This window comes from Ruegeria sp. CG8, assembly GCF_056537165.1.
Genome location: NZ_JBQFRA010000002.1, coordinates 757,954 through 779,253 on the forward strand (window position 1 = coordinate 757,954; position 21,300 = coordinate 779,253).

Consider the following 21,300-nt stretch of genomic DNA (forward strand, 5'->3'; position numbering starts at 1 on the left):
AGAAACGACTTGCAAATCACGCCCTGACAGGCAAAGAACGGACCATGAACAGCCTTGAATTTTCGTTTGCGGGTGCCCGGCTGCACGCCATGGGATCGGGCGCACTTTGGTGGCCGGCGCACGATCTTCTGTGTGTTTCGGACCTGCACTTGGGCAAGTCATCTCGGATCGTTCGGCGGGGCGGACCGGCCCTTCCCCCTTATGACAACCGAGAGACACTGTCCCGGCTGGCCGCCGATCTGGACACGACCGGCGCCAAGACGGTGGTTTGCTTGGGGGACAGTTTCGATGATCTCGAAGCCTCGGAAACGCTGAGCGACGCAGATCGGCTCGAGATTTCTGCGCTGCAGGCCGGGCGGCTGTGGATCTGGATAGAGGGCAACCATGATCCGGGTCCCGTCGCGCTGAGCGGCACCCATCTGGCCGAGTGGAGCCAGGACGTGCTGGTCTTCCGCCATATAGCGGAACCCGACGCGCAGGGCGAAGTTTCAGGGCATTTTCACCCCAAGGTCCGGCTCAATGCGCGGGGTCGCATGATTTCGCGCCCGGCCTTCTTGTTTGACGGGTGCCGGCTGATCATGCCGGCTTATGGAACATATACCGGAGGGCTGCGCAGCTCGGATACCGCGTTGTCTCGGCTGATGCAGCCGGACGCCCGCGCCATTCTGACGGGCCCACAGCCACAGCTGACGGCGATGCCGCGTTAGGCGACAGCTGGTTCAGATCACACCGTCTTCTTCCAGTTTGGGTTTGTACTTGCGGCTGACGGGAACCAGATCATCGTTCCGAAGGCGCAGGTAGGTTTTGCCGTTGTTTTTCTGGATTTCCAGAATGGCCGCGTCCGTAACCCAATGGGATCTGTGGGTACAATGGCCCGAAATCGGCTCCATCTCAGCAATCGCGTCAGTAAAGCGCGACCGGATCGTATAGGTTCCGCTGGTGGTAACCACATCAACGTAGTGATCCCGGACCGCTAGCCGCAAGATATCACCACGAAACCCATCCGGCAGACGACTCACCAGACGGGGTTGGGGTGCTTCGATGACCTCGTCGTTTTCAGGCGGGGCTTCGCCTTTGCTGACCAGTACCAGTCCTGTGCTAAACAGCGCACCGTAGGTGCCGACTGCCAGCAAACCGGGGGCATCGTGGCCACTGGCAGCGCACAGGATCCACGTCAGGATCCACAACGCGGGCGTGAACAATACAAGGATCACTAAGGCAAACGCCACGTCCCGGACCGTCAGTCCGACATGGTCCAAACGATCCTTTACCAACTGCCGAGATCCCCACGTTGCCACAACCGCTAGGATCATCACTCCTGCCCAGAACGCCAGGCGTACGGAGAAGGGCAGATCCATTTCTCGGAACGGTGGAAAAGTATAGGCGAGCAACGGGATGAACAGAATACCGGCGACCACCCTCTGAGGCGTGCATTCTGCAATGAATGGGCTCAGTTTTGACAACATATCAAAATCAATGAGCAGCCTTTCGGGACCCAGCCCTTGTCCCTCAGACGCCCACTTATTCACTTCGTAACTGGCTGGAAACTCAAGCTTATCACGAAATGTCAGACAATCAAACACGTTTGCGGCGTGCTGGCAGGGGTCGTTTCATCCCCACGTTGGCCCCGGGGCGGACGCTCCGCCCCAAGACCGCCAGTAGTCAGGCCGTCAGGCCTTCGGGCTCGGGCAGGCCGTTCGACCGGCAACAGGCCGTCAGAGTGTTGGCCAACAGGCAGGCGATGGTCATCGGACCAACGCCACCGGGAACCGGTGTGATGGCGCCTGCGCGCTCGGCCGCGCTGGCATAATCCACGTCGCCGACCAACTTGGTTTTTCCATCGCGCTCGATCCGATTGATGCCAACGTCGATGACGGTAGCGCCCTCCTTGAGCCAGTCGCCAGGCACCATCTCGGGGCGGCCCACGGCGGCCACAACGATATCGGCGCGACGCACGACATCGGGCAAGTCCTTGGTACGGCTGTGCGCGATGGTCACGGTGCAGCTGTCGCCCAGCAGCAATTGCGCCATCGGCTTGCCCACGATGTTCGACCGGCCAATCACTACCGCATCCATGCCGGACAACGAGCCATGATGACCGCGCAGCATCATTAGGCAGCCCAACGGCGTGCAGGGGACCATGGATTTCTGACCGGTGCCCAATAGACCCACATTCGAGATGTGGAACCCGTCGACATCCTTGGCCGGGTCGATCGAGTTGATCACCAAATCCTCATTCAGATGTTTGGGCAGCGGAAGCTGGACCAGAATGCCATGCACCGCGGGATCGTTGTTCAGCTTCTCGATCAAGGCCAGCAGATCTGCCTCGGACGTGTCGGCATCCAGCTTGTGCTCGTATGAGTTCATGCCCACTTCGACAGTCATCTTGCCCTTCGATCGGACATAGACCTGGCTGGCCGGATCTTCGCCGACCAAGACTACTGCCAGACCGGGGGTGATGCCGTTTTCTTCCTTGAGTTTTGCAACCTGGTCGGCGACTTGCGCGCGGACCTTGGCCGCAAAGGCCTTGCCGTCGATGACTTGAGCTACCATCCTTTGATCCCTTCTTTCAAAAAGCGGATCGGGCGCAAAGGGCGCCCGGTCATTCAGTCAGGGCCGAGCACGCTCTCCTCGCGCGCAATCGACCAATCAATCAAGATGCGCCAAAGCCTTTCGGTCAGATCGGGGTCCATGCCCACCTCAACCGAGTTTGAACGCACCTTTTGCACCACGTCCTCGACACGCTCTGGAATTCGGGCCGGCAGGCCCTCGCCCGGTTTCAATTCGGACGCGCGATCGATGTAGGTTGCGCGCGCCGCCAACAGTTCGATCAGTTGGCGGTCCAGCTTGTCGATCTGAACCCGCAATTCCTGCATGGAATGACAGTCCTGCGGCAGTGTCAGAGTGGGCATCGCAATCTCCTCATGGCCCGGGGATTCCCCGGACCACGAGATGTCTTATTCAGCGGCTTAGAACAAGCCCTCGATCTGCCCTTCGTCGTTGAGGCGGATTGTCTCAGCCGCCGGTTTGCGGGGCAGACCGGGCATTGTCATGATCTCACCGCAGACCACCACGATAAAGCCGGCACCCGCCGACAGGCGCACCTCGCGCACCGGAACCGAGTGGCCAGTGGGCGCGCCGCGCAGCGACGGATCGGTCGAGAAGGAATACTGTGTCTTGGCCATGCAGACCGGCAGATTGCCGTATCCGGCGGCTTCCCATTCCTTCAGCTGGTTGCGGATCTTGGCATCAGCCAGAACCTCGTCGGCGCGGTAGATGCGTTTGGCGATGGTCTCGATCTTTTCGAACAGGGACATTTCGTCAGGGTAGATCGGCGCAAAATTCGCGGTACCGGCATCAGCCAGTTCAACGACTTTTTTTGCCAGGTCTGCAGATCCTTCCGAGCCCAGTTCCCAATGCCGCGAAAGAACCGCCTCAACCCCATGCTCGGCGCAATAATCCTTGACCGCCTGAACCTCGGCATCGGTATCGGTGACGAAGTGGTTGATCGCCACGACGACCGGCACGCCGAACGATTTCACGTTTTCAATGTGACGGCCCAGGTTGGCACAGCCCGATTTTACCGCATCCACGTTTTCCGCGCCCAGATCGGCCTTGGCCACGCCGCCATTCATCTTCATCGCGCGAACCGTTGCAACCAGAACCACGGCCGACGGCGCAATGCCGGCCTTGCGGCACTTGATGTTCATGAACTTCTCGGCGCCCAGATCGGCCCCAAAACCGGCCTCGGTCACGACATAGTCGGCTACCTTCAGCGCGGTCTTGGTCGCGATGACCGAGTTGCAGCCATGCGCGATGTTGGCAAACGGGCCGCCATGCACGAAGGCCGGGTTGTTTTCCAGCGTCTGCACCAGGTTGGGCTGCATCGCGTCTTTCAGAAGAACGGTCATCGCGCCTTCGGCCTTGATGTCGCGGCAATAAACCGGGGTCTTGTCACGGCGGTAGGCCACGATGATGTCGCCCAAGCGCTTTTCAAGATCCTTCAGGTCGTTGGCCAAGCACAGGATCGCCATGACCTCGGACGCAACGGTGATGTCGAAACCTGCTTCACGCGGGAACCCGTTCGACACGCCCCCCAAAGAGGCCGTGATCTGGCGCAGGGCGCGGTCGTTCATGTCGACGACCCGGCGCCAAACGACGCGGCGGGTATCGATTTCCAGTTCGTTGCCCCAATAAATGTGGTTGTCGATCATCGCCGACAGCAGCGAGTGGGCCGACGTGATGGCGTGGAAGTCACCGGTGAAGTGCAGGTTCATCTCTTCCATCGGCACGATCTGCGCATAGCCACCGCCCGCGGCACCACCCTTCATGCCGAAGTTCGGACCAAGCGAAGCCTCGCGGATACAGATCATCGCATTCTTGCCGATCCGGTTCAGGCCATCACCCAAACCGACGGTTGTGGTGGTCTTGCCCTCGCCCGCAGGCGTCGGGTTGATTGCAGTCACAAGGATCAGCTTGCCATCTTCGCGACCCTGGACCGAGTTGATGAAATTCTGGCTTACCTTGGCCTTGTCATGGCCATAGGGCAGCAGGTCGTCGCTCGAGATGCCGATTTTTGCACCAATCTCCTGGATTGGCTTCTTGTTCGCCTCGCGAGCGATTTCAATGTCGGATTTGTAGCTCATTGGGCAAGATCCCTGATTGAATTCCGTGCAAAACCGACGCCGCGCGTCGGTGCTGTCAAATCCATACCGTTGTGTACGGTTTGAATGGATGTGGATTCCGACATTTTCAGGCCGCGAAACGGCGTAGGCCTTGTTCGGACGTATCTAATCGGAAACCACCGTCTGTTTTGGATCCCATGCGCGCTGATCGGGGACGTAAAGGGTCAGACTGTCTCCGAGCCTCAGAAGCCCCGGCCGTTCGACCCAAGCGGTCACCCCGCGCCGGCCCTGTGCGGCCGGTTTGAACCGGGCGCCGTGCCCCGGTGACTCTGCTTCGATTTCACGTCCGGGCAGAACACAAGGGCGGTTCTCCATATCGACGGTCATGGTCAATCCCGTATCCGCCTGCAACCGAGACGAGGGCGGAACATGCGTGAAATCCGGAATGCCCTCGACAACGATACTTGCACCCAAAAGGGCCGGATCCAGCCGGTCAACGCCCATGTCAGAAGCAATGGCCGCCATTTCCTCGGCAGCCAGGATCGTCAACTGTCGCACGTTACGGATTTCGGTGCCTTCCGGGTACAGGTTCTTGACCCGCACGCAGGATGGTCGATTGAGCCCTTCATGACGCGCGCCAATGTCGCCCGAGAACCCAAGGTCGAGCTGCGGCACCGGCTGAGCCCGCAGGGATTGCCCGGCGGGAACGTGGCCCAACCAGACGACCCGGGCCTTGAATTCGGTTTCACGCAGGACAGGCATGCCATTTCCTTTCGACAGCGGATCAAAGTTCGCTGCAGCCTAACGCTCGCGGCCCTGATGGAAAGGCCGAAAAGAAAAGACCCGGCTCCGGAGCCGGGTCTCTTGCATCATGCCGAAGGTTCAGGCTCCATCCCGCCCTCGGGCGGGGTCTTCTTGACCTTGGTCTTGGGAATCGCCGTCACGCTCGCGGCATTGCCGTGATCGGACTTGTCGCTTTCGTCGTCACTCTCATTCGGCGGTTCGCCATTCATGACGCGCTTGATTTCGTCACCCGTCAGAGTTTCGTATTCAAGCAGGCCCTGAGCCAGACGCTCCCATTCTTCCTTGTGTTCGGTCAGGATCTGATGGGCGCGGTCATATCCCTGCTGGATCAGCCGTTTGACCTCTTCCTCGATCAGTTCCTTGGTATGGGCCGAAACCGAGAACCCAGCCGTGTTGCCCTGATAGCCCTCATGCGCTTCGGCATAGTCGATGTTGCCGACCTTGTCGGACATGCCCCAACGCATCACCATGGCCCGCGCCAACTGGCTGGCCTGCATGATGTCACCGGCCGGGCCGTTCGAGACGTGATCTTCACCGTATTTGATGACCTCAGCCGCCTTGCCCGCCATGGTCATGGCCAGCTTCTGCTCACATTCGTCCCGGTGATAGTTCAGCTGGTCCATCTCGGGCAGGCTGACCACCATGCCCAGCGCGCCGCCGCGCGGGATGATCGTGGCCTTGTAGACCGGATCGCACAACGGCAGGGTCATGCCGACCACGGCATGGCCGGCCTCGTGATAGGCGGTCTTTTCCTTCTGGTCCTGGGTCAGCACCATCGAGCGGCGCTCGGCCCCCATCATCACCTTGTCCTTGGCGTTCTCGAAATCCTCCATGGTCACGAAACGCCGACCGACCCGCGCGGCCATCAGCGCGGCTTCATTCACCAAGTTGGCAAGATCAGCACCCGAGAACCCGGGCGTACCGCGTGCGATGATGCGCAGATCGACATCCGGACCCAAAGGCGTCTTGCGGGCGTGAACCCCAAGAATCTTTTCGCGCCCTTTGATGTCCGGGTTGCCGACGGTCACCTGACGGTCAAAGCGGCCAGGGCGCAGAAGCGCCGGGTCCAGCACGTCCTTGCGGTTGGTTGCAGCCAGGATGATGACGCCCTCGTTGGCCTCGAACCCGTCCATCTCGACCAGCAGCTGATTCAGGGTCTGTTCGCGCTCGTCATTGCCCCCGCCATATCCGGCGCCACGGTGGCGGCCAACGGCGTCGATCTCGTCGATGAAGACGATGCAGGGCGCGTTCTTCTTGGCCTGTTCGAACATGTCGCGCACGCGGGACGCACCCACACCGACGAACATTTCCACGAAGTCCGAACCCGAGATGGTGAAGAACGGCACGCCGGCCTCACCCGCAATCGCTCGGGCCAGCAGCGTCTTACCAGTACCCGGAGGGCCAACCAGCAGCGCACCTTTCGGGATCTTGCCGCCAAGGCGCGAGAATTTCTGCGGGTTGCGCAGGAATTCGACGATCTCTTCCAGCTCTTCTTTGGCCTCGTCGATGCCCGCCACGTCGTCAAAGGTTACACGGCCGTGCTTTTCGGTCAGCATCTTGGCCTTGGACTTGCCAAAGCCCATGGCACCGCCTTTGCCACCGCCCTGCATCCGGTTCATGAAATAGACCCAGACACCGATCAACAATAGGAACGGCAGCAGCGTGATCAGGAAAGACTGGAAACCCGATTGCTGTTGCTTTTCCGCCCGCACGGGGATGTCTTTCTCGATCAGCAGCTTGGTGACTTCGGCATCACCGGGCTTGATCGTGACGAAATTCCCGCCGGAACTGGTTGTGTAACGGATCTGCTCACCATCCAGCGTCACGCCTTTTACGTCGCCTGCTTCGACGGCGCTTACGAAATCCGAATAGGTTTTTTCATTGCTCTGGAGGGTTCCTCCCGGTCCGCTGAACAGATTGAACAGTGCAAGGATCAACAGGAAGAGAACGACCCAGAAGGCTATATTGCGAGCGTTGCCCAAGAAAATTCTCCCAAAAGACATCGGCAGATGAGGCGCTGCCGGGTTGCCTCTTAAAATAGAGATGATTGAAGCAGGTTCAATGCGATAAAAAAGAAGCCGAAAACTCGGGGAATTTCGGGTTCATTTCAAACGACCATCCGTTCAAAAAACCGGCAAATGGCGCGGACACGATTTGGTCGCCCAGCCAAACGGCGGGCGTGACCATCAGCACCATGCGCGGCACCCCTGTCGCGCGCCAGTCGGGTACTTGTGGCAACCCGGTCTCGCCAAGCGCACGGATCTGTGCTCCGGGCGTGTCCGGTCCTGTAGCGATCCAACGCCCGTCCCAGAGTTCGGCCGGTCGGGCCACGCATGCCGAAACGGCGGTCAGCTCTCTGCAAAACCACGAACTATTCCCGTCCGTCAGGATTTGACAACCGCTCAGCGTCGACGAACGTCCCGCAATGACGGCCTGTACGACTTGCTCGACTTTGCTTTGCCGCGGCGGGTACCCCGGACCCGAGATCCGCTGGAGGATACCGACTACAAGCCGACGCTGTATTTCTTCAGGTAGCGCGGCAAAACCGGCGCGATCCACACGCACCGCACAAGCTATCTCCTTCGCAACACGGCGGGCGGATTCCTGCGCAAAATGCTCAAGCGCCCGGTTCGCACGCCCGAGGTTCGCGGCAACGCGGGACAAAGTTTCAGCCGTAATCCCCAAGCCGGACAGATGGCCCAACGCCTCGCGGGCTTTGATCCGGTCAAAGCGCAGGTCCTGATTCGAAGGGTCTTCGATCCATCGCACCCCCTCAGCCCGCAAGTAGTCCCGCAAAGCGGTGCGCGTTTCGCCCAGCAAAGGTCGCCATAGCGTGACCCCGTCCAGATCGCGCGCAAAAGACATGGCCGACAATCCGCGCACGCCAGCGGCGCGCCCAAGACGCATCAACACGGTTTCCGCCTGATCATCTGCGGTGTGGCCCAGAGCGACCACGGAAATGTCCTGCGACACCGCCCAGTCCCGCAGCAGGGCGTAGCGCGCCTGCCGTGCCTGATCCTGCAGGTTTCCCGACCGGTCCCATCCTGTCCATTTCAGAGTGATATGGGACACGCCCAAATGTGCGCATGTCTCGGAAACACTGGCGGCCTCGGCGGCCGCATCCGACCTCAGGCCGTGGTCGACAGTGGCCGCAAACAGCCGAACACCTTCATCCCGGGCGATCCGGACCAAAAGATGCAGCAATGCAAGCGAGTCGCTTCCACCGGACACGGCCACGCCCAGTCGCGACGGAAGCGTTTCGGGCGACAGCGCCCTGACGCGCTCCGGAAGGGTGTCGGCTGGTGAGCTCAAGAACAGTTCAGCGACGCCATTTCCTCGGTTGCCGTGGCCACAAAGGCGGACGACGGGAACCGGACGCCGACTTCTCCAAGCGTGATACAAGCCTGGTCTACCTGGCCCAACCGGCCCAATGCCGCCCCAAGTTCGTACAAGGACTCGGGGGCCACCGGCCCTTCGGAATCGCCAGTAAAGCTGGCAAGGAAAGCCCGGGCCGCTTCGCGGGTATCACCCAGCCCTTCCAGGGCCTGCCCTCGCCTCAGGTTGGCTTCGGGGGCCAGCGGGCTGCCGGGATACGCGCTGTCAAATTGCGCAAAAAGATCGGCCGCCGTCTGGAAATCGCCGTCCGCAAGGGCTTGCGACGCGGCATCAAAATCGGCTTGTTCACCTACGGCCAATTCGACCTGATCGCCGTCGGCGGCATCGCCGGGCGCCGTCACCGGAGCGGTGATGGCCGCTGTGTCGCTATCTCCACCCAATGTCGGTGTGTCTTCGCCCGTGAACTCGCAACCGGGTTCCAGCTCGCAGAGACGGAACTCCAGATCTCCGATCCGGTTGGTTCCGTCCGTCACGACATTCTGAACACGCTGGTTCAGTTGCTCGGTCTGCCGGGTCAGCCTCTGCAACTCGGCCTCGATGGCGTCAACGCGTTCCAATATCGAACTGCCGGACAGGTTCGGCGCGGGCGAGCCTGTCGTGGAAAACTCGCGCTTGAGCCGTTGGATCTCGACATGCAGCACCGTCAGTTCCTGGCGAATATCGGCCAGAGTCTGCTGATCCTGCGCTTGCGCGCCACTGGCAAGGGTCAAAGCCGCCGCCAGAACCAATCCCGCAATTCTCATCCTGTTACCCCGTTGTGGAACCGGTCAGCACGGTGACCGCGCGGCGGTTCTTGGAATAGCATTCCTCGGTGCTACAGATTTCGATCGGGCGCTCCTTGCCATAGCTGATCGTCTGCAGACGGTTTCCGGCCACACCGCGAGAAATCAGGTATTCCCGCGCGGCATTTGCCCGGCGGGCGCCCAGCGCAAGGTTGTATTCCCGCGTGCCCTGTTCATCCGCGTGACCTTCGATCGTGGCGACGTAGTCGGTATTGGCCAACAGCCACTGGGCCTGCCCCTGAAGGATCGTCTGCGCCTCGGGCGAGAGCGTGGACTGATCCACGGCAAACAGGACCCGGTCACCGATCGCCTGCTGGAAATAGGCGGGCGAACGCGGGTCGCTGGGAGAACCCGGGACGATTGCGCCGTTGCCGCCGGCGCCACCGCCCAAAGCCGAGGGATCGTTGTTGGTACATGCGGCCACCAGCGCCAGCGCGCCCAGAGCCGCAAACTTGCTCAATACGTTCATTTCTGTTGCCTCTTGTCCCGTTTGTTTATTGACGTCTGTCTATCACAGCCAGCCTGCCTTGTGAACTTCGGCCCGACCGGCGGTCCCTTAATTCAACAGTGGCCCCCACGACGGGTCACTGCCACCGTCCGGGGTACGCACGGGGCGCAGGTTTCGGCCCGAAATGTCGACCGAGTACAGGGTCGAACGCCCGCTGGCGCCCTGTGTTTCCCGCGCAAACATGATGACCCGGCCATTGGGCGACCATGTGGGCCCCTCGTCCAAGAACGAGGCGGTCAACAGCCGCTCCTCGCTACCGTCCAGTCGCATCACGCCGATATGGAACCGGCCCTTGTTCTGCTTGGTAAAGGCCACCAGATCTCCGCGTGGTGACCAGACGGGCGTCCCATAGCGCCCCTGGCCAAAGCTGATGCGAGTCGCCTCACCGCCATTTGCCGGCATGATGTACAGCTGAGGGCTGCCGGACCGGTCGCTCTCGAAGACGATCCGCGATCCGTCGGGCGAATAGCTGGGCGCGGTTTCAATTGCGGGCGTGTTAGTCAGGCGCACGCTTTGCCCGGACGCCAGATCCATTTTCCACAGATCCGTATTGCCGCCCTGCGTCAGCGAGTAGACGATCGAGCGGCCATCAGGCGAAAAGCGCGGCGAGAAACTCATCGTACCTTCCTGAGTCTGCAATTCCTGCCGCTTGACCCGGCCAACATCCAGAACGTAAATCCGCGGCCGACCGCTTTCATAGCTGGTATACAGCAACCGGTCGCCCGTTGGCGAAAAGCGCGGGGCCAGAACGATCGCGGCACTGTCGGTCAGGTACTGAACATTCGCCCCGTCATAGTCCATGATGGCCAGCCGCTTGCGGCGCTGATCCTTTGGGCCGGTTTCCGAGACAAAAGCCACGCGGCTGTCGAAATAGCCTCCCTCACCGGTAATGCGGCTGTAGACCTGATCAGCCACCTTGTGCGCCATTCGGCGCCAGCCCTCGGTTGTACCGGCAAATTGCAGGCCGTTGCCCAATTCCTGACCCGAGAATACATCCCAGACCCGGAACCGGACGGACAGGGTATTGCCCGAGACATTCACCGCTCCGGTGACCAGCGCATCGGCATTGATCGCCTTCCAATCCGCAAATTGGACCGGCGCTTCGAAACTGCTGACACGGCTGATGAATGCATCCGGCGAAATCTCACGGAACAGGCCGGTTCCGGTCAGGTCTTCGGCGATGACGCGGCTGATGTCAGCCGCAAACTGGCTGGCCGCCGGACTGTCCGGTACAAAGCTGGGCACCGCAAATGGCAAAGGTTCGATGATGCCTTCATCCAATTCCAGCCGAAGTGGGCCGGTTTGCGCAGACACGGGGGCCGACAGAAGGGTCAGGCCAACGAAGAGGCTGGTCAGAAGTTTCATCATTTGATCCGCATCCTCTCGGGATTGAAGGTGATCTCAATATCCTTCCAATGCTCGTATTTGTCAGCAGGAAGGTCATATCCTTTTGCTCCACAGCGCAAAATCGCACGCCGGGCGGCCTCGTATGCCTGTTTTGCGGCACCGTCCGAGCCACCAGAGCTATCCAGAAGCTGCAGACTGCCGGGAACGATCGAGCCGTCGCGGTTCAGCGAGAAACCGACCACCACAACCGTCTTGAGCGCGTCGGTCGACAACGAGCCCACATTCCAGCACCGCGAAACAGCCAGACGCATCGCATCCTTTTCACCGCCTGTGAGAGGCGGACCGGACGGCTCGGACGCACCGCCCAAGGCCTCGGCCAGCGCGTCATTGATCGCGGCCTCGTCGGGTTCCGCAGCCTGTTCGACAGGCTCGGCGGTCGCGGTCTGTTCGGTTTCCGCAGGCTTGGGCCGATTGGGCCGAACCCGGGGACGCGGCGAGCTTTGTGGCGACAGGTCCTTGGCCTCTTCCGCCTCGGTCACGATCTGGTCCGTGGCTTCCTCGGGCGCGGTCTGGTCTTGCTGCTCCTGCTGTATCTCAGCACCTTCATCCAGCGAAACCGCCGGTGTTTCGATATCGTCCGGCTTTGCATCCAGTGGCGGAGGAGCAATGGGTTCGGGGGCCACCTTGTCCGCCGGGCGGGGCTGGGACTCGGGCAGCGCCGGCAAAACCGCAACCTCGGGTTCCGGTTCATCCAGTACCGGAGGCTGCTCGATCACTTCGGGTTCAGGTGGAGTCTCAACTGCCTCGGGTTGCGGCTCCGGCTCCGGTTCAGGTGGCGTGGCCGGCTCGAGGCGCGGCTGTTCTTCGACCGACGGCTCCGGCACTTCGGGTGCCGGGGGTTGTACGATCGGATCTTCCAATGCGTTGGGGGGCGTCGGAACTTCAGGCGCATCGCTTTGCGCCGTCAGGGCAGCGAATTGCTCAGCCGAAACCACCGACACCTCCTGCACTGCAAAAGGCAGCGGCTCGGACCGGAACGTGCCGCCGAACAGGGCCCATCCGATCAATGTCACATGGGCAATCGCCGAAATCTTGGTGCCGGTATCCACCGCGCAGCCTCACTCTCCGCCCGCGTCCAGCGCCGGCCCGCCAGTATCGGTGACAAGGCCCACATTCGAAAACCCGCCGGCATTCAACGCACCCATGACCTGCATGACCTGCGCATAAGGAATGGCGCCATCGGCCCGCAGGTAGACGCGGTCGCTGCTGCGCTCGGCAGCAATGGCGCGCAGCTTACCGATCAACTCGTCGCGGGACACCTCGGTGGTCTGTATCTGAACCCGCCCGTCGGCTGTCAGCGTGACGGTCAACGGTTCCTCGTTGTCGCCGGGCAGAGCGCTGGCGGCGGTTTTGGGTAGATCAACCTCGACCCCCACGGTCATCAGCGGCGCCGCGACCATGAAGATGATCAGCAGCACCAGCATCACGTCGACAAAGGGTGTGACGTTGATTTCACCCATCGGCTGCGCACGCCCGCGCCGCCGTCCTCGGCGTCGTCCGTTGCCGCCAGACGATTGCTGGATCGCCGCACCCATGTCAGCTGTCCAACTGGCGGGACAGAATGGTTGCGAATTCGTCGGCAAAAGCCTCGTACCCGCCAACGATGCGATCGCTGTCCGCGCTAAGTTTGTTGTAGAAGATTACGGCCGGAATTGCGGCCAGCAGGCCAAGACCGGTCGCCAGCAAAGCTTCGGCGATTCCCGGCGCCACGACGGCCAGGTTTGTGTTCTGCTGTTCGGCGATTTCGATGAAGGCGTTCATGATGCCCCAAACCGTACCGAACAGGCCGATGAACGGCGCGGTCGAACCCACGGTCGCAAGGATCGAAAGACCCTTTTGCAAACCCTCGGCCTCTTTGGCGATGGCAACATCCATCGAACGATCGATCCGGGCCTGTGCGCCGGCTATGAGTCCACCGTCGGCGCGGTGCGAGCGGCGCCACTCGATCATGCCGGCTGCGAAGATCTTTTCGGAACTGCCATCCGGCTGCGTTCCGATCTGTTCAAACAACTCGTCCAGCGGGTTGCCCGACCAGAACGCCTCGTCGAACACCTGCGCCTCGCGTCGCGCGCTGCGATAGGTGATTAGCTTTTGAATGATGATCGACCATGACCAGAAGGATGCGACCACAAGGATCAGCATCACCACTTTCACGATGAATGTCGCACGGGCGAACAGCCCCCACATGGAGAAATCGATCTCCTGCGCCAGCGCCAGCGTTTCAGCTTCCATGAACCTGCTCTTTGTTTTGCCTGACAGCCGTTGATTGGCCTTGTTTTGCCAAACGCTAGCGTAGTTAGGGGCAAATTGCCAACAGAACCACAGGGGCTGAGCAAATTGTTACAGCAATGCGCGAATCTCTGCCGGGAGCCGGATCGGCCGGCCATCCTGATTGACGCAAACGGCCGTCACGGTCGCGCGGAAGACTTCGGTCTCGCCGCGCCGGATGAGTTGAGCCATGGTCAGTCGCACGCCGGAGATCGCGACGACTTCGGTTTCGACCAGCAACTCGTCGTCGAACCGCGCAGACGCCAGATAGTCGGCCTCGACCCTCCGCACGACCCAGATGATACCAGCCTCGCGCATTGCGTTCTGGTCATTGCCCAGGTTGCGCACCCAATCCGACCGGGCGCGCTCGATATAGCGCAGATAGTTGGCGTGATAGACCACGCCCCCCATGTCGGTGTCCTCGTAGTAGACGCGGACGGGAAAGACATGCTTCATTGCGTCGGCTCCATGCGTGCGAACAGCCGCAGCGCATGGGACGTGTCCCGCGCCACCGCCGGCAAAACCGGATCATAGGCTGCACGGATCAGCGCGGCAATGTCGGGCCGCAGGATCGTGGTGTCTCCCGCCACGGCCAGGGGCGAGCGCTCTCGGAAGGCTGTATCCGACCACAAAAGAATGGTCTGAACGACCTGCGACAACGCCAGCGTTTCGGCCGAAACTTTCGACAGCTCACTGTCCATCCTCACAAAGACAAACGCAGCACGGATCGCGCCGTCCGGATCGAACCTGAAGGCTCGATACTGGTTGGCTCCGCCAGCATCGAGCCGCTCGACCAGTGGCGCGAGGTCCGGTATCAGCCGGTCAAGGTCAGGCACTTCAAGCAGCTCGGCCCAATCGCGAAAAAAGAACACCATGCAGTTGGCGCCCAACTCGGGGTCGGTCTCGGCCATTTTATGGCCGGCCAGTGCAACGACCGCCTCGAACGCGCCCTTGACCGTTGCTAGCGTCTTGTCTTCGACACCAAATACGATCGGCACGATGGGCCGTCCCCAACGTGCGAAAAGATAGTTCCCGTCCGCGCGGCAAAACAACTCGGCAACACCCTCAGGCGTCATTGGCAATTCCCTCTTTTTTCAGTCTCGGGGCCGTTGTTTACTGTCGCAAACAAAGATATGCCCACGACAAACGCCATGTTTCCAGGCGTTACCGACACTACCAGAACAGACGGTCTCGGCCATCTCTGACAAGGACGAAACATCGACCCAATGCTTTCCTGGATCAGAAGAAATCCGCCACAGCACAAAGGACGGCTAACTCCTGAATTTGACCGCGTCTACCATTATCACATCAGAAAAACAGCCGGCTCTTCGTTGAATGCGGCGTTCCTGTCGGCGTTCGCCGGCAAGCGTGTGACAGTGAAAGCTCTTGCGGGCGCCCCCAAACACCGAATTGCCGGCGAGATCGGACCTGCGGTCGGCTGGAACGAGCGGCTGATAAAGGCGGGCAGCTTTGCCTACGCGTTTTCACATTCGCCGTTCCATTCACTGAAGGTGCCTGCCAAGACCTGCACATTTACTGTGTTCCGCGATCCGGTCGAGCGGGCCTACAGCCACTTTTTGATGCTGAAAGGGTATATTGAAAACGGCGTCGATCACCCCTGCCTGGCATCCGAAGGCGATTGGGCGAAGGGCGACTTTGCCGATTTCATCGCATCCGCTGACCGCGATCACCTGCTGCGTCAGCTTTATATGTTCAGCGAAGATTTCGACGTGGACGAGGCTGTCGAGGCTGTGTCCTCTCTGGATCAAGTCGGTTTCTTTCACGAACTCGGCAATTTTCTTGAAAGCGCCCAGGCGTTATTCTCGGTGGACTTGCCTATGCGCCACGAAAACAGGTCGTTGTCACGCAAAAAGCTGTCTGCGGAAGACTTGGCCGCATTCCGTCCTCATTTCGAACCCGAGTACGAGATGTTGGCGAAAATCCGCGAGCGTAAAGGCTGATCTATAGTCGTCAGCCAAACAGGTCGCTCTGTCCCTTGGGCGCGGCTATGCCCAGATGCGCCCAGGCCTTCTGCGCCAGCATCCGGCCGCGCGGCGTGCGTTGGATCAGGCCTTGTTGCAGCAGATAGGGCTCGATCACTTCCTCCAGCGAGTCGCGGCTTTCGGACAGGGCGGCCGACAGGGTCTCGATCCCCACCGGGCCTCCGCCATAATTCTCGGCGATCAGTTTCAGATAGCGGCGGTCGGCCCCGTCCAGACCCAGATTGTCAACGCCCAACCGTGTCAGCGCGCCATCGGCCAGCTCGCGCGTGATGCGGCCGTCGCCCTCGACGATGGCGAAATCCACGACCCGCCGCAGCAACCGCCCGGCGATACGGGGGGTGCCCCTCGACCGGCGCGCGATCTCGCGCGCCCCGTCGTCATCGGCCGGCGCGCCCAGCTTGCGGGCGTTGCGGGTGACGATCTCGTGCAATTCTTCCACGGTGTAGAATTGCAGCCGGGTGGGAATGCCGAACCGGTCGCGCAGCGGCGTGGTCAGCAGGCCCATCCGCGTGGTCGCCCCGACCAGGGTAAAGGGCTGCAGCTCGATCCGCACGGTGCGGGCCGCGGGCCCCTCGCCGATCACCAGATCCAGCTCGAAATCCTCCATCGCAGGGTACAGAACCTCTTCCACCGCCGGGTTCAGGCGGTGGATTTCGTCGATGAACAGCACGTCGCGCTCTTCGAGATTGGTCAGGATCGCCGCAAGATCCCCGGCCTTGGCCAGAACCGGCCCCGAGGTCATGCGGAAGTTCACCCCAAGCTCGCGCGCCATGATCTGCGCCAGCGTCGTCTTGCCCAAGCCCGGAGGGCCGTGGAACAGCGTGTGGTCCATCGCCTCGTTCCGCTGGCGGGCCGACTGGATGAAGATGCGCAGATTGGCCCGCGCCTCGGCCTGGCCGATGAATTCGTCCAGCCCCTGCGGGCGCAAGGCGCGGTCGTTGTCCTCGGGCAGAGGCTGCGGGCGCAGGGTCGGGTCGGCATCAACCATTCATTCAGCCTTTCGGAGCCAGCAGTTTCAACGCCGCGCGGATCAATTCGGCCTCACCGGCATCGGGAAGGTTGGCGGCGGCCTCGGCCACGGCCGATGCGGCCTCGGACGGGCCATAGCCCAGGTTCGACAGCGCCGACAAAGCCCCCGCCGACGCCGCACCCGCGCCGGGTTTCGGGGCCCGCACCGGGACCGGCGCCGGGTCTGCGGGTTCAACCACCTCGGCCACGGGGCCGTCCATCGCCTCGGTCACCGTGCCGCCCATCGCCATGACGCCGGGCGCCTTGTCTTTCAGGTCCAGCACGATGCGCTGCGCGGTCTTGGGCCCGACACCCTTGGCCGCCTTCACCGCGCCCCAATCGCCCAGCGCGATGGCCCGGCTGACCCCGTCCGGCCCCAGCGCGCCGAGAATGGCCAGCGACACCTTGGCCCCCACCCCTTGAACCGAGCAGAGCAGCCGATGCCATTCTTTCTCGACCAGCGACAGAAAGCCATAAAGCTGCATCAGGTCCTCGCGCACAACCAGATCGGTGTACAGCGAGACCGCCTCGCCCACCCCGGGCAGGGCCGCCATGGTCCGGTCCGAGCAATAGACGATGTAGCCGACCCCGCGCACGTCGATCAGAAGATGATCCGCCGCGCGATAGTCGATGCGTCCGGTCAGCTTGCCGATCATGTGGCCACCTGTTTGATGCGGGCCTGCGGCGTCGCCCCGTAGAACGCATGGCAAATCGCGATCGCCAGCGCATCCGCGGCGTCGGCCCCCTTGGGCTGGCATCCCGGCAGTTGAAGTTTGACCATATGCAGAATCTGTTCCTTCTCGGCGTGCCCCACGCCCACTACGGTTTTCTTGACCCGGTTGGGCGCGTATTCGCCCACCGGCAACCCAGCCTGCGCCAAGGTCAGCAACGCCACTCCGCGCGCCTGACCCAGCTTCAGCGTCCCGGCGCCGTCCTTGTTGACGAAGGTCTGTTCGATGGCTGCTTGGTCGGGCTGATGTTCGGCGATCACCTCAACGATCTGGTTGTGCAGCGACAAAAGCCGCTCGCCCAGATCATCCCCGTCGGATTTGCACAGGCCGTTGGCAACATGGCTCAGTCGGCTGCCATGTGATTCGATGACGCCCCATCCCAGGGTGCGCAGCCCCGGATCAATGCCCAGAATTCGCATGTTGTGCCTCGGCCTGCTCGGGTTTTCATTGTCTTTTCTCTCGATTAGCACGAAGCGTGAACATTTTCCAATAAAATTGATCCGACGCCCAAATGCGACACGCCTGTCCCGTCCGCGACAGTTCGGACGCATTGCGACCCCAAAAAGTCTGAAACCGACACATTCCCAAAGCAGTTTTCACCAATAATTTAAGGGACTTTCATCATTTTCGAAGCATTGCAAAAACTGCATAGGACACATGCAGTTTCAGCACTTGCAAGGTCAATCCGACATCACTAACTGGCCCGAGAATTCGACATTCAAACGTCAACACTGAACAGAAGGAAGCAGGATATGGCTGCAATTGACACAACCCGCGCCTCGATTGGCTCGTTTGGCCTCGTCGGCCGTATCGGCGCCTTTCTGGCATCCGTCGTGAACGCCGTTGTCGCCTGGAACGACGCACGCGTGACGCGCAATGCATTGAACGGTCTGAGCAACCGTGAACTGGAAGATATCGGCCTGTGCCGCGGTGACATCGACGAGGTCGCTGCTGGCCGCCGCCGTCTGTACTGAAACCACCCGCTCTCGCCCCTATCCTCCCTCGGGGCAGCACAGAAACACCGCGGACCGAGAGGTACGCGGTGTTTTTGTCTTTTGAAGGCTCTTTAGGAGAGAGAGTTCAGTAGAGAATCTTGCTCAGCTGTGTCGAAATGGCCTGCGACAATGGATCGATCTGCATGATCCACGCGCCCGCCTGTTCAACCGATGTCCCTTCGTTCAGGGCATCCACCCGATACTGGTATCCGGTCGGACCGAGATTGGATAGCAGGAACGCTTTGAAAGCAAAAAATCCGCAAAGGCACAGCAACAGAACCTTGGCCGGAACCGCCGAGCGTACCCGCTGGGGTTTCATGACGACCAGACCATCTTTGCGCATGGTCGCGCGATAGCCACGGCTCATCTTGTTGTGTTTCTTTGTCAGCCGATGAACGCGCTGATCGAATTCAAGTTGTTTTCCTGTCATGGCAGCCTCCAAAAACCGCCCCCCAAATTCATTGGATGACGGTAGAAAGAGAATGCGTCAAAACCGTGGCAAAAATCCACAAAACTCCTGCAAATGGTCTAATTTGCGCCCTGTTTGGTTAAGACTAGCGTCGTCCATTCACCAATCATTGACCGATCCATCGTATTGAACCCGTTTCGTGAATAAACTGATTCCACTTCGTCGGCCTGCTCGTTGAGGATTCCCGACAGGATCGCATGTCCGCCTCCGCGCAGATTCTGCGCGATTTCCGGGGCAAGGGCCACCAGCGGTCCCTTCAGAATGTTGGCGAAAATCAGATCGTAAGGCGCCGCCGCATGGAGGTCAGGATGGTCAAATCCGGCAGCCTCGACACAACGGACGGCCCCGGCCATGCCGTTGGCCTTCAGGTTGGCCTCGGCTACGTCGACGGCGACCTGATCAATGTCGCTGGCCAGAATGTCACCGTCCCAGACCCGCGCCGCCGCCATCGCCAACACCGCCGTACCGCAGCCGATATCGGCGACCTTGCTGGCCTCGAACCCAGTCTCAATCAGCTTGTCCAGCGCCCGCAGACACCCCAGCGTCGTTCCGTGGTGCCCAGTGCCAAAGGCCATCGCCGCCTCGATCAGCAGCGGAATACGCCCCTCGGGCAGCTTGTCGGCATCGTGGCTGCCATAGACGAAAAACCGCCCGGCCTCGACCGGAGCCAGCTCGCGCCGGACATGGGCGACCCAGTCGGTTTCCGGCAGTTCCGACACCACGAAGGGCTTGGCCTCGAAGGCCGCCGCCAGCAGGGCCAGGGCGGCCTCGTCGGGGCTTTCGGTGAAATAGCCGCCGACCTCCCACAGGCCCGAGCCGTCCTCGACCTCGAAGACACCCACGCCGGTGGGTTCGGGCTCCAGACGCTCCATCGCTTCGCCCAGGCTGTCGGCCGCGGCTTTGCCTTTCAGGGTGGTCAGAGCGGTGAATGTGGGCATGGGAACCTCCTGCAGAAACCGCCTTTGCGCCTAGGGCCGTCAGCCGCCGAGGTCAAGCGTCCCGGGTGTCATTCGGCCGGTGCGGGCGCGTATTTCGAAAACACGGTCTCGTTCCCCGGCTCGGGGTGGCGCGGGATCAGCAGCGACAGCGCCAGAGAGATCAGCGCCATGCCCGCCGCCAGGCCGAACACCGCCCCGGGCGACACGACCCACAGCAGCCCCAGAAGCGCCGGCAGGAACACCGCCGCAATATGGTTGATGGTAAAGGCCACCGCTGCGGTGGGGGCAATATCGGCCGGATCGGCGATTTTCTGGAAATAGGTCTTGAGCGCCAGAGCCAGCGCGAACAGCACGTGGTCGATCACATAGAGAATGGCCGCCAGCAGCACACCCCAGCCAAACCAGTAGATGCCGCCATAGGCCGCAAACACGATGGCAAGGCCCAGATATTCGAAGATCAGCGTACGCCGCTCGCCAAACACCGCGACGGCCTTGCCCAGCAAAGGGGCGGCGGCCATGTTGATGATCAGGTTGATGAGGTACAGGCTGGTCAAGTGATGCACTTCGAAACCGAAGCGTTCGACCATCATGAACCCCGCGAACACGACGAAGATCTGCCGCCGCGCGCCAGCCATGAACTGCAGCGCATAATACAGCCAGTAGCGGCGGCGCAGCACGATTTTCTTGGTCTGCGGTGTCGGCGCATCGAATTGCGGATAGGCGATCAGACAGAACAGCGCCAGCACCGCGGTCAGCCCACCAGCCGCCATGAAGACCGTGTTGTAGGACAGATCGAACCGATCCCACGTCAGCACGATCAGGCCGTAGACCACCAGCGTCGAGGCCGACCCCATCGCCACCAGCCAGCCCAGCACCTGCGGGGCGCGGTCCTTGGGCAGCCATTGCAGCTGAAGCGACTGGTTCACCGTTTCGTAGTAGTGAAACCCGATCGAGCTGAACAGGGTCACGAACAGCAGCCCGCCGAGGCTGGGAAACCAGGCCGTCACTGCCGTTGCCACGCCCAGCAGCATCAGCGAAATCATGGCCAGCACCTGCTCGCGCACGAAAATTATCACCGCGATCACGCCCACGGCCAGAAAGCCCGGGATTTCTCGCACCGTGTGTAGCAGGCCGATGTCTGCCCCGTCGAAATCCGCGACTTCGATCACGAAGTTGTTCAGCAGTGCGCTCCATGCGTTGAAGGCGATCGGCATGGTCAGCGCCATCACGAACAGCAACGTGACGGGGCGGCGCCAGAACGGCAGGCTCTGGGCCTGGGACAGGGGCATCGGTTTCAGCATGAGAGTTCTCTACGCCCAATCCGCCCGGCTGGCGAGAGGAAATCCCCCGTGCACATGGGGTCTGC

At 61.2% G+C, this 21,300-nt stretch carries 24 protein-coding genes; 3 read left to right on the top strand and 21 right to left on the bottom strand.

The features are described from left to right. Positions 1-44 precede the first annotated feature (44 nt). Complete coding sequence (gene pdeM, locus ACR0EF_RS09780; protein ID WP_170366660.1) at positions 45-707, top strand: ligase-associated DNA damage response endonuclease PdeM; 663 nt, start codon at positions 45-47, stop codon at positions 705-707. Positions 708-719: 12 nt separating this feature from the next. Here the strand turns inward: pdeM and ACR0EF_RS09785 are convergent, their stop codons facing one another. From ACR0EF_RS09785 to ACR0EF_RS09855, 15 genes are all read right to left on the bottom strand, one after another. Further along, positions 720-1,529, bottom strand: a complete 810-nt coding sequence (locus tag ACR0EF_RS09785) for a LytTR family DNA-binding domain-containing protein (RefSeq protein WP_367646405.1) — start codon at positions 1,527-1,529, stop codon at positions 720-722. 133 nt (positions 1,530-1,662) lie between these two features. Next, on the bottom strand, positions 1,663-2,553 hold the full coding sequence (gene folD, locus ACR0EF_RS09790; protein ID WP_170372036.1) for a bifunctional methylenetetrahydrofolate dehydrogenase/methenyltetrahydrofolate cyclohydrolase FolD: 891 nt from the start codon (positions 2,551-2,553) through the stop codon (positions 1,663-1,665). A gap of 53 nt (positions 2,554-2,606) precedes the next feature. Then, complete coding sequence (locus tag ACR0EF_RS09795) at positions 2,607-2,912, bottom strand: chorismate mutase (RefSeq protein WP_170372034.1); 306 nt, start codon at positions 2,910-2,912, stop codon at positions 2,607-2,609. A gap of 57 nt (positions 2,913-2,969) precedes the next feature. Next, positions 2,970-4,646: a formate--tetrahydrofolate ligase gene (locus tag ACR0EF_RS09800; RefSeq protein WP_170370886.1), complete on the bottom strand. Its 1,677-nt coding sequence runs from the start codon at positions 4,644-4,646 to the stop codon at positions 2,970-2,972. 144 nt (positions 4,647-4,790) lie between these two features. After that, positions 4,791-5,387 (bottom strand): MOSC domain-containing protein, encoded by a 597-nt coding sequence (locus ACR0EF_RS09805; RefSeq protein WP_170370887.1) that lies wholly within the window; start codon positions 5,385-5,387, stop codon positions 4,791-4,793. A gap of 107 nt (positions 5,388-5,494) precedes the next feature. Continuing rightward, complete coding sequence (gene ftsH / locus ACR0EF_RS09810; protein ID WP_093962771.1) at positions 5,495-7,411, bottom strand: ATP-dependent zinc metalloprotease FtsH; 1,917 nt, start codon at positions 7,409-7,411, stop codon at positions 5,495-5,497. Positions 7,412-7,487: 76 nt separating this feature from the next. After that, positions 7,488-8,741, bottom strand: coding sequence for a tRNA lysidine(34) synthetase TilS (gene tilS / locus ACR0EF_RS09815; protein WP_170337887.1), 1,254 nt, complete (start codon positions 8,739-8,741; stop codon positions 7,488-7,490). Next, positions 8,738-9,568, bottom strand: a complete 831-nt coding sequence (gene ybgF, locus ACR0EF_RS09820; RefSeq protein ID WP_170370888.1) for a tol-pal system protein YbgF — start codon at positions 9,566-9,568, stop codon at positions 8,738-8,740. Before ybgF ends, tilS begins: the two co-directional genes overlap by 4 nt. Positions 9,569-9,572: 4 nt before the next feature. Continuing rightward, on the bottom strand, positions 9,573-10,076 hold the full coding sequence (gene pal / locus ACR0EF_RS09825) for a peptidoglycan-associated lipoprotein Pal (RefSeq protein WP_093962774.1): 504 nt from the start codon (positions 10,074-10,076) through the stop codon (positions 9,573-9,575). 87 nt (positions 10,077-10,163) lie between these two features. After that, on the bottom strand, positions 10,164-11,483 hold the full coding sequence (gene tolB, locus ACR0EF_RS09830; RefSeq protein ID WP_093962775.1) for a Tol-Pal system beta propeller repeat protein TolB: 1,320 nt from the start codon (positions 11,481-11,483) through the stop codon (positions 10,164-10,166). After that, entirely contained in the window at positions 11,480-12,571 is a 1,092-nt protein-coding gene (locus ACR0EF_RS09835) for an energy transducer TonB (protein ID WP_170372032.1), read from the bottom strand. The genes tolB and ACR0EF_RS09835 overlap by 4 nt, the downstream gene beginning before the upstream one ends. 9 nt (positions 12,572-12,580) lie before the next feature. Further along, positions 12,581-13,057: a protein TolR gene (tolR, locus tag ACR0EF_RS09840; protein ID WP_170362911.1), complete on the bottom strand. Its 477-nt coding sequence runs from the start codon at positions 13,055-13,057 to the stop codon at positions 12,581-12,583. Position 13,058: 1 nt separating this feature from the next. Continuing rightward, the gene (tolQ, locus tag ACR0EF_RS09845) at positions 13,059-13,754 is read right to left on the bottom strand and encodes a protein TolQ (RefSeq protein ID WP_093962778.1); all 696 of its coding nucleotides are present in this window, start codon (positions 13,752-13,754) and stop codon (positions 13,059-13,061) included. 108 nt (positions 13,755-13,862) lie between these two features. Continuing rightward, the gene (gene ybgC / locus ACR0EF_RS09850) at positions 13,863-14,246 is read right to left on the bottom strand and encodes a tol-pal system-associated acyl-CoA thioesterase (protein ID WP_093962779.1); all 384 of its coding nucleotides are present in this window, start codon (positions 14,244-14,246) and stop codon (positions 13,863-13,865) included. Then, positions 14,243-14,866, bottom strand: a complete 624-nt coding sequence (locus ACR0EF_RS09855) for a hypothetical protein (RefSeq protein ID WP_170372030.1) — start codon at positions 14,864-14,866, stop codon at positions 14,243-14,245. Before ACR0EF_RS09855 ends, ybgC begins: the two co-directional genes overlap by 4 nt. Before the next feature lie 150 nt (positions 14,867-15,016). Here ACR0EF_RS09855 and ACR0EF_RS09860 point away from each other — a divergent pair, with 150 nt between their 5' ends. Continuing rightward, the gene (locus ACR0EF_RS09860) at positions 15,017-15,751 is read left to right on the top strand and encodes a hypothetical protein (RefSeq protein WP_170372028.1); all 735 of its coding nucleotides are present in this window, start codon (positions 15,017-15,019) and stop codon (positions 15,749-15,751) included. Positions 15,752-15,761: 10 nt separating this feature from the next. On the opposite strand, the gene ruvB is transcribed toward ACR0EF_RS09860, so the two are convergent. Genes ruvB through ruvC form a run of 3 tightly spaced genes read right to left on the bottom strand, consistent with a single transcriptional unit; the run spans position 15,762 to position 17,951 of the window. Then, positions 15,762-16,781 (bottom strand): Holliday junction branch migration DNA helicase RuvB, encoded by a 1,020-nt coding sequence (gene ruvB, locus ACR0EF_RS09865; RefSeq protein WP_170372026.1) that lies wholly within the window; start codon positions 16,779-16,781, stop codon positions 15,762-15,764. Between the two features lie 4 nt (positions 16,782-16,785). After that, positions 16,786-17,457, bottom strand: a complete 672-nt coding sequence (ruvA, locus tag ACR0EF_RS09870; RefSeq protein WP_170372025.1) for a Holliday junction branch migration protein RuvA — start codon at positions 17,455-17,457, stop codon at positions 16,786-16,788. Continuing rightward, positions 17,454-17,951, bottom strand: coding sequence for a crossover junction endodeoxyribonuclease RuvC (gene ruvC / locus ACR0EF_RS09875; RefSeq protein ID WP_149775764.1), 498 nt, complete (start codon positions 17,949-17,951; stop codon positions 17,454-17,456). The genes ruvA and ruvC overlap by 4 nt, the downstream gene beginning before the upstream one ends. 333 nt (positions 17,952-18,284) lie before the next feature. Here ruvC and ACR0EF_RS09880 point away from each other — a divergent pair, with 333 nt between their 5' ends. Then, positions 18,285-18,506, top strand: a complete 222-nt coding sequence (locus ACR0EF_RS09880) for a DUF1127 domain-containing protein (RefSeq protein ID WP_093962786.1) — start codon at positions 18,285-18,287, stop codon at positions 18,504-18,506. Between the two features lie 106 nt (positions 18,507-18,612). Here ACR0EF_RS09880 and ACR0EF_RS09885 read toward each other — a convergent pair whose 3' ends face one another. The 3 genes from ACR0EF_RS09885 to ACR0EF_RS09895 all read right to left on the bottom strand — a co-directional run bounded on the left by ACR0EF_RS09885 (position 18,613) and on the right by ACR0EF_RS09895 (position 21,235). Next, complete coding sequence (locus ACR0EF_RS09885) at positions 18,613-18,957, bottom strand: hypothetical protein (protein ID WP_170372023.1); 345 nt, start codon at positions 18,955-18,957, stop codon at positions 18,613-18,615. Between the two features lie 98 nt (positions 18,958-19,055). Beyond that, on the bottom strand, positions 19,056-19,934 hold the full coding sequence (locus ACR0EF_RS09890; RefSeq protein WP_170372021.1) for a 50S ribosomal protein L11 methyltransferase: 879 nt from the start codon (positions 19,932-19,934) through the stop codon (positions 19,056-19,058). Between the two features lie 68 nt (positions 19,935-20,002). Beyond that, positions 20,003-21,235 carry an MFS transporter gene (locus ACR0EF_RS09895; protein ID WP_170372019.1) on the bottom strand — a complete coding sequence of 411 codons (1,233 nt, stop codon included), beginning with the start codon at positions 21,233-21,235 and terminating at the stop codon, positions 20,003-20,005. Between the last annotated feature and the right edge of the window lie 65 nt (positions 21,236-21,300).